6 protein-coding genes are annotated in these 7864 nt (G+C 64.8%); 2 read left to right on the forward strand and 4 right to left on the reverse strand.

Annotated elements, in window-relative coordinates:
• Positions 1-27: 27 nt before the first annotated feature.
• The 3 genes from BM222_RS35300 to BM222_RS35310 are packed head-to-tail and all read right to left on the reverse strand — an operon-like array spanning position 28 to position 4838.
• Complete coding sequence (locus BM222_RS35300) at positions 28-1773, reverse strand: ATP-binding response regulator (protein WP_092239090.1); 1746 nt, start codon at positions 1771-1773, stop codon at positions 28-30.
• Complete coding sequence (locus BM222_RS35305; RefSeq protein ID WP_177243653.1) at positions 1743-3773, reverse strand: sensor histidine kinase; 2031 nt, start codon at positions 3771-3773, stop codon at positions 1743-1745. The genes BM222_RS35300 and BM222_RS35305 overlap by 31 nt, the downstream gene beginning before the upstream one ends.
• Positions 3774-3827: 54 nt before the next feature.
• The gene (locus BM222_RS35310) at positions 3828-4838 is read right to left on the reverse strand and encodes a TRAP transporter substrate-binding protein (RefSeq protein WP_092239092.1); all 1011 of its coding nucleotides are present in this window, start codon (positions 4836-4838) and stop codon (positions 3828-3830) included.
• A 192-nt stretch (positions 4839-5030) separates the two neighbouring features.
• Here BM222_RS35310 and ugpB point away from each other — a divergent pair, with 192 nt between their 5' ends.
• Together ugpB and BM222_RS35320 are read left to right on the forward strand one after the other, a co-directional pair.
• The gene (gene ugpB / locus BM222_RS35315) at positions 5031-6356 is read left to right on the forward strand and encodes a sn-glycerol-3-phosphate ABC transporter substrate-binding protein UgpB (protein ID WP_502690990.1); all 1326 of its coding nucleotides are present in this window, start codon (positions 5031-5033) and stop codon (positions 6354-6356) included.
• A gap of 181 nt (positions 6357-6537) precedes the next feature.
• Positions 6538-7494, forward strand: coding sequence for an aminoglycoside phosphotransferase family protein (locus tag BM222_RS35320; RefSeq protein ID WP_092239109.1), 957 nt, complete (start codon positions 6538-6540; stop codon positions 7492-7494).
• 69 nt (positions 7495-7563) lie between these two features.
• Here the strand turns inward: BM222_RS35320 and BM222_RS35325 are convergent.
• On the reverse strand, positions 7564-7864 hold a 301-nt coding region (locus tag BM222_RS35325), incomplete at its 5' end, for an IS3 family transposase (RefSeq protein ID WP_143106035.1).

Consider the following 7864-nt stretch of genomic DNA (forward strand, 5'->3'; position numbering starts at 1 on the left):
AGATTCTTGCAGATCTCAGGACGCAAATCACGGCACCTCGGTCGCGGGCAGGGTGATGGTGAAGGTCGAGCCCTTGCCCGGACCGTCGCTCTCGGCGGTGACCTCGCCGCCATGCATGTCGATAATACGCTTGACGATGGACAACCCAAGCCCCGTCGAGCTCTCACCTGCCGTCGGTTTTGCGGATAGCCGCTGAAACCGGCCGAACAGCCGGCCGAGGTCTTCCGGCGAGAGGCCGGCGCCCTCGTCATTGACGCGGATGATGGTGTCGTTCCCCTCGTGGCTGACCGCGACAGTGATCTTGCCCGCGATCGGCGAGTATTTGATGGCGTTGCTGATGAGGTTGTCGATCGCCTCGCGGATGCGGTCGGTGTCGCACATGGTGACGATATTGGCCGGGGCAGTGACGCTGATCGTCTGCTGCTTGTTGACCGCGAGCGGCTGGTTGGCCTCGGCGACCTCCTTCACCAGCGCCGCGACGTCGACCGGCTCGCGGCGGATGGTGATGTCGAAGGCGTCGGCCATCGCATCCGAGATCAGATGGTCGACCATCGTGGTCAGGCGCTTGGTGGCGTCGCGGATGTGGTCGACCTGGGCGACCACCCCCGAAGACGAGGCGCCGGTCGAGATCAGCTCCTTCAGCATCTCGGTGCGGCCGAGGATGACGCCGAGCGGGTTCTTCAAATCGTGCGCGACGGTGCCCAGGATCTCGTTCTTGAAGCCGTTGGCGCGCTGCAGCCGCAGCCATTGCGCCGAGAGGCGGCGGTTGGCCTGCATCAAGGCGCGGGTGCGCTGGGCGACGCGGTCTTCCAGCTGCGCGTTGGCCGCCTGGAGCTGCTGGTAGAGGATGACGTTGTCGAAGGCGATCGAGAGCCTGGAGGAGAATATCTCGACCAGCGAGCGGTCGGTCTCGGACAGATCGCGCTCCGACTGCAGCAGCACCACGACCTCGCGGCCGGATCCGGTGCGCAAGTAGATCACGCTGCGGTGGTCGGCGAATTCGTTCTTGCGGCGCTGGAAGGCGTCCTCCACCAGCTGGCGCAAATCGGGGTCGAGCGCCTTCGACGAGGTGGTGCCGATGAAGCGGCTGTAGCAGCCGCTGCCCGCGAGCACCGAGAGTTCAGGGTCGATCCCGCCATTGTCGCGCAAAACCAGGATGCCGGCGCAATCGACATTGAGCAGCGAGGCGAGCTGGGTCAGCACGCCCTCCGCGAGCCGCTGCATCGACTTGAAGTCGTACAGCGTCGAGGCCGCATCGATGATGATCTCGAGCCCGCGCCGCGTCTGCACCATGCGCTCGAGCTGCTGGTAGGAACGCAGCGCCGCGGTCAGCGAGGTGAACAGCTTGTCGGCGGTGAGCTCGGTCTTGGCCTTGTAGTCGTTGATGTCGTACTGCACGATCACGCGCCGCTCCGGCGCCTGGCCGGGCTGGCCGGTGCGCAGGATGATGCGCACGGTCTCGTTCCTGAGCACGTTGCGGATGTATTCGACCAGCTCGAGGCCGGCGACGTCGGTCTCCATGATGACGTCGAGCAGCACCGCGGCGATGTCGTTGTGCTCGGCCATCAGCCTGCGGCCTTCCGCCGCGGAATGGGCGGAGAGGATCTCCAGACTCTGGCCGTTCAGGCTGTAATCGGACAGCGCAAAGCGGGTGCCGTCATGCACGGCCGGATCGTCGTCGATCACGGCGATCTTCCATTTCCGGGCGTCCATATCCTCCGACGCGGTACCGGTGTCGTCGATCAGGTGGAGGACATCGTCCTGTTCGGCCATTGAGAAGTCCCGTCACTTTCTGTGTTTTGCGCGCCGCCCTTGGCGATCCGCGGTATGATAATGCGAAAAGTAGTGCCTTGTCCCAGCTTGGATTCCAGCATCATCCGTCCGCCGAGCTGCTGGGTGACGAGGTTATAGACGATATGCAGGCCCAGTCCCGTGCCACCTTCATTGCGCCTCGTGGTAAAGAATGGGTCAAAGGCCTGGCGCTGCACGTCGGGGGTCATGCCGGCCCCGTCATCGGCGAAGCTGAACTCGATATCGTCGGTGCCGCGGGGGCGGGCGGAGACCGTGATGGTGCCGGCGCGGCCGTCGGCAAAGGCATGGTTGGCGGCGTTGAGGAACAGATTGGTCAGGATCTGGCCATAGGAGCCGGGGTAGCCGTCGAGCAACAGCCCCTCGGGCACGTCGACATCAAGCGTGATCGGCGAGCGCTTGAGCACCGGGCGCAGGCTCGCGATGATCTGGTCGGTGGCTTCGCTCAACGAGAATTGCCGCCGCTCGGCGTGGGAGCGGTCGACCGCGACCTGCTTGAACGACTGGATCAGCTCGCCGGCACGGGTGAGGTTGGCGACGAGCTGCTGCGAGGCATCGCGCGAGGATTGCACGAATTCCTCGAGCTGCGAGCGGCGAAGCCCGCCCTCGCCCCTGAGCTGGGCCTCGAAGATCTCGCTGCGCCTCGCCAAGCTCGAGGCGACCGTCAGGCTGATGCCGATCGGGTTGTTGACCTCGTGCGCGACGCCGGCGACGAGGCCGCCGAGTGCTGCGAGCCGTTCGGCATCGATCAGATTCTGCTGTGCGGCATTGAGCTCGAGCAGCGCGCTTTCGGCCTTTTCCTTCGAGGCCCGCAGCTCGTCCTCGGTCTGCCGTTTCGCGATCGCGTTCTCGCGGAACACCTCCACCGCGCGCGCCATCGCGCCGACCTCGTCGCGTGCCTTGGTGCCCTGCACCTCGCGGCCGAGATCGCCGAGCGCGATCGCGCGCATCGCCGCCATGATCTGCTGCAGCGGCAGCCGGATCGACAGCGCGATCAGCACGCCGGCGCTGAGGATGATGCCGAGGAAGATCACCGCGATCGACAGCACGCGCCGTGAAATGTCGGCGAGCGTGCGGTCGAAGGTCTCCTGCGCCTTCTGCTCGCGCTGGCGCATCTTGGTCGAGAGATCGTCGATGGCGCCGATCGCCTCGGCCTGGCTGGCATCGATGGTGTTGCGCAGCAGCTCGGTGCGGTTGCTCAGCTGCTCGCTGAGCTTTGCGAAGCCCTGGCGCAGCGCCGTCGTGCGGGTCGAAAGCTTCTGCAGCGCCATCTTCTGGAGATCGTTGTCGGCCAGATCGATCATGACGGGAATGGTCTTCTCGATCGTCTCGGTGTTGCGCCGCGCTTCCTCGGCCGCGCCGGGCGACAGCGACAAATAATAGGAATTGGCTGCGACCAGCATCGCCGTGAAGGCCTCGCGCGACTTGCCGAGCGACGGCCAGATCAGCGCATCGCGATGGCCGGTGGCGCCCTCGATGATGGAGTAAAGACCCGCCATGTCCCTGGCCGGCCCCTGCACCTGCTCTTCATAGGTCTTGGCGATGGTGGCCTGCACGGTGCGCAGCTCGCCGAAGCCGTTGAGGAAGCGGTCGGTGGTGCGCTCCAGCTCCTCGACCGAGCCTGACAGCATCGGGTCCTTGGCGGCGCGGTCGGTCAGCGTGCCCAGCACGGCCTCGCGCAGCAGCAGGATCTCGGCGAACAGCTCGGGGCTCGGCTGGTTGATGTAGCGGTGGATCAGGTTCTGCAGCCGTCCGGTCTCGCTTTCGAGCAGCGCCAGGACCCGGTCCGACTGGCGCACCTGGCGCACGTCGTCCCAGGCCGAGCCCAGCACCTGCGCGCCGTTCCAGATCATCGCGACCAGCACGATGACGACGGCGGAGTTCAGCGCCGCGATCGAGAGGATGCGCCAGCGGATCGGCACCGCGCGCAGCACGCCGACCAGGCGGGCACGCAGCCGCCCGATCGGGCCGGGCGGCCGCTCTGCGCTCTCGCTGGTGCCGGGCGCGATCAAGCGGCGTCACTCCACCTTGCGAATGCGTTCGAGCAGCGCGGCAGTGGCGGGATCCTGCGCGGCCCTGGCGTATACAGGCGCCATCGCGTCCTCGAACGGCTTGCGGTCGATCGTCTTGATCACGGTGATGCCGGCGGCCTCGGCCCTGCGCTGCGATCGCTCCTCGAGGTCGCGCCATTTCTCGCGCATGAACAGGCTCGAGCGCACCGCGGCCTCCTTGAAAATGGTCTGGTCTTCGGCCGACAGGCTGCGCCAGGCCTTGAGCGAGATCACCAGCACCTCCGGGCTCATCGTATGCTCGGTCAGGGTGTAGTAGCCGGCATGTTTGTAATGGTCCGTGGTCACGTAGGAGGGCCAGTTGTTTTCGGCGCCGTCGATCAGATGGGTCGCGAGCCCCGTCAGTACCTGGCCATAGGGCAATTCGACCGGCTCGGCGCCGAGCGAGCGGATCATCTGGCTCATCAATTCCGATTGCTGCACCCGGATCCGCAATCCCTTGAGATCGGCGATGCTCTTCACCGGACGGACGCTGTTGTAGATCGAGCGTGCTCCGGAATCGTAAAAGGTGAGCCCGACGAAGCCGTAAGGTTCGAAGCTGTCGAGGATCTCCTTGCCAACAGGCCCATCCAGCACCTTCTGCATGTGCTCGATGGACCGGAACAGGAACGGCATGGCGAGCACGTTCATCGCCGGGACGAAATTGCCGATCAGCGCCACGTTGGTGCGGTTGAGATCGATCGCACCGGCGCGGGTCTGCTCGATGGTCTCCTTCTCCTCGCCGAGCTGGCGGGAGTGAAACACCTTGATCTCGTGGCGGCCGCCAGTGCGCTCGGAGATCAGGGCGCTCATGTAGCGTAGCGCCTGGACCGTCGGGTAATCCTCGGTCTGGGTGTCGGCGGCGCGGAATTCGCGCGCAGCAGCATGCATCGCGCACACGCCCGTCGCGAACGTGGCGAGCAGAAATGCGACGAAGATCACCCCGGTCCGTGTGGGTTCGGCACGGTTTAACACTGGCACACTCAACCCCTCGGAGATGGAGTCTATGGCGAGACCGAATGGTTCAATGCAATCTACCAGATGGTAAAGAGAAGGCCATCCCGCCGGGCCATTGTGCAGCGCGACGGGCCCTTATTCCCGGTTGAAAGCGCCTGTGCAGCGCCTTAAGCACGGTATGGTCGCCTTTTGCTGCTTGATCCGGGAAGAGCCATCGTGACTTCAGCTTTGCGCCTGTTGCAGGTCGCCGCCGCTACCCTGGCTCTCGCATGGAGCTGCGAGGCGCGCGCCACGACCGATATCGCCTGGTGGCATGCGATGTCGGGCGAGCTCGGCAAGCAGATCGAGAAGCTTGCCTCCGACTTCAACGCCTCGCAGTCGGATTATCGCGTCGTGCCTGCTTACAAGGGCAATTACACCGAGACGGTGACGGCCGCGATCTTCGCCTTCCGTTCGCGCAGCCAGCCCGCGATCGTCCAGGTCAACGAGGTCGCCACCGCGACCATGACCGCCGCCAAGGGGGCGATCTATCCGGTGTACAGCATGATGCGGGACATGGGCGAGCCGTTCTCGCTCGAGGACTACCTTCCGGCGGTCTCCGGCTACTACAGCGATGCTTCAGGCAATCTGTTGTCCTTGCCGTTCAACTCGTCGACGCCGATCCTCTATTACAACAAGACCCTGTTTCGCGATGCCGGGCTCGATCCGGAGACGCCGCCGAAAACCTGGCCCGAACTCGGCGCCGTTGCAAAGCGCCTGCGCGAGCGCGGCGCTGTCTGCGGGTTCACCACGTCGTGGCCGTCGTGGATTCACGTCGAGAATTTTTCGGCGTTTCACAATCTGCCACTTGCGACCCGGGCCAACGGCTTTGCGGGCCTTGATGCCGAGCTGACCATCAACAATCCGGTCGTGGTCAAGCACATTGCCCAGCTCGCCGAATGGCAAAGGACAAAGCTGTTCGACTATGGCGGCCGCGGTCAGGCCGCCGAGCCGCGCTTCCAGAACGGCGAATGCGGCATCTTCATCGGATCCTCGGCGACGCGCGCCGATATCAAGGCAAATTCGAAGTTCGAGATCGGCTACGGCATGATGCCGTACTGGCCCGACGTCAAGGGCGCGCCGCAGAACTCCATCATCGGCGGCGCCACGCTGTGGGTGCTGCGCGACCGGCCGCGCGAGGAATACAAGGGCGTGGCGCGATTCTTCGCCTATCTGTCGCAGCCCGGCGTGCAGGCCGCCTGGCATCAGAACACCGGCTATTTGCCGATCACCCGCGCCGCCTTCGAGGTGACCCGCGCACAGGGCTTCTACGAGCGTAATCCGGGCTCGGCGATCTCGTTCGAGGAGATCACGCTGCATCCGCCGACGGAGAATTCGAAGGGCATCCGGCTCGGCTCCTTCAACCTGATCCGCGGCACGATCGAGGAGGAGCTCGAGCACGCCTTCTCCGGCCAGAAGAGCGCGCAGGCCGCCCTCGATGCCGCAGTCGAACGCGGCAACAAGCTGCTGCGCCAGTTCGAGCGCGCCAGCCCGGAGCAGTAATGTTGCGGATGAGCGCAGCTATGGCCGCGAGCACGGTGCGCCCCCTCCCCCGCCTGCGGGGGAGGGTTGGGGAGAGGGTGTCTTCGCAATGGGACAATCCCCAAGCGGAGAGAGCCCTCACCCGCGCCTTCGGCGCGACCTCTCCCGCACGCGGGCGAGGTGCACCGTCTGCTGCGCGCGAATGACCCCTGCATCACAAGCATTCCCAGCTTTCGCTGACGCTCGGGCCTTCCGCGCCTTCCGCTCCGATTCGTCGCGATGGCTGGGAATCGCCCTCGACATCGCTCGTAGCCACGACGTCGACATCAGCTGGCCCCACGTGTTTTCGACCGGCACCAACCTCGTCATCGGCTTCGGCGACACGCTGATCCTGAAAATCTTCCCGCCATTGCTCCGCGCGCAATTCGTCTCCGAGCGCGGCTCACTGATGCAGCTTGCGGGCCGGCTTCATTTGCCGATCCCCGAGATCGTCGCGGAAGGTGAGCGCGATGGCTGGCCTTATCTGATCATTACGCGCCTCACAGGCACGCTCGGCTCGGAGGCCTGGCCCTCATTGCCGGAAGCGCAGAAGGAGCGCGTGCTGCGCCAGATCGGCGAGACCATCGCCGCCGTGCAGGGCGCGCCGCTCGGCCCGCTCGCCGAGATCGAGCCGCGCTGGGATGCGTTCATGCGCGCGCAGATGCAGGGCTGCAAGGCACGGCACACGCGTCTTGGCCTCGCGCCGAAATTCCTTGAAGGCCTCGATGATCTCCTGCGCGACGCCGCGACGTTGATCCCGATGGACGCGCCGCCAGTGATCCTGATCGGCGAGTACATTCCGGAGAATTTTCTGCTTGCCTGCCACGACGGCGATTGGTCGCTTGCTGGCCTGTTCGATTTCGGCGACGTCCGGGCCGGCTGGCGCGATTACGATCTGCTCGGCCCCAGCGCCTTCATGTCGGCGGCCCGGCCGGGCAGGGTGCGCAGCCTGCTCGAAGGCTTCGGCTATCCCAATCCCGATTTCGCGCTGAAGCGGCGCCTGATGGCCCTGATGCTGCTGCATCAGGCCAGCGACCTCAACAGCCACATCTGCATCGACGGCTGGCAGGAGCAGGCGAACGATCTGATCGAGCTCCAGGAGCTGATCTGGGCGGAGTGATCGCTGCCGTCATTGCGAGCGAAGCGAGGCAATCCAGAACTGATCTTCCCCCGAAAAAGTGGACAGGGTTCAAGCCGATTTTAGCTCCATCTCGACCGGGCTGATATAGCCGATGGCCGAGTGTCTGCGGTGATGATTGTAGAAGCCCTCGATGTAGGTGAAGATGTCGCGCTCTGCTTCATTGCGGGTAGCATATTGGCGGTGATGGACCAGTTCGGACTTGAGCGTGTGGAAGAAGCTTTCCATAGGGGCATTGTCGTAGCAGTCGGCTCTGCGGCTCATCGAAGGCAGGAAGCCGGCGGCTTGCAGCGCTTGGCGATATTCGGTTGAAGCATATTGGGTGCCGCGATCGGAGTGATGGATCAGGCCG

It is taken from the genome of Bradyrhizobium sp. Gha, assembly GCF_900113735.1.
Classification (GTDB): Bacteria; Pseudomonadota; Alphaproteobacteria; order Rhizobiales; family Xanthobacteraceae; genus Bradyrhizobium.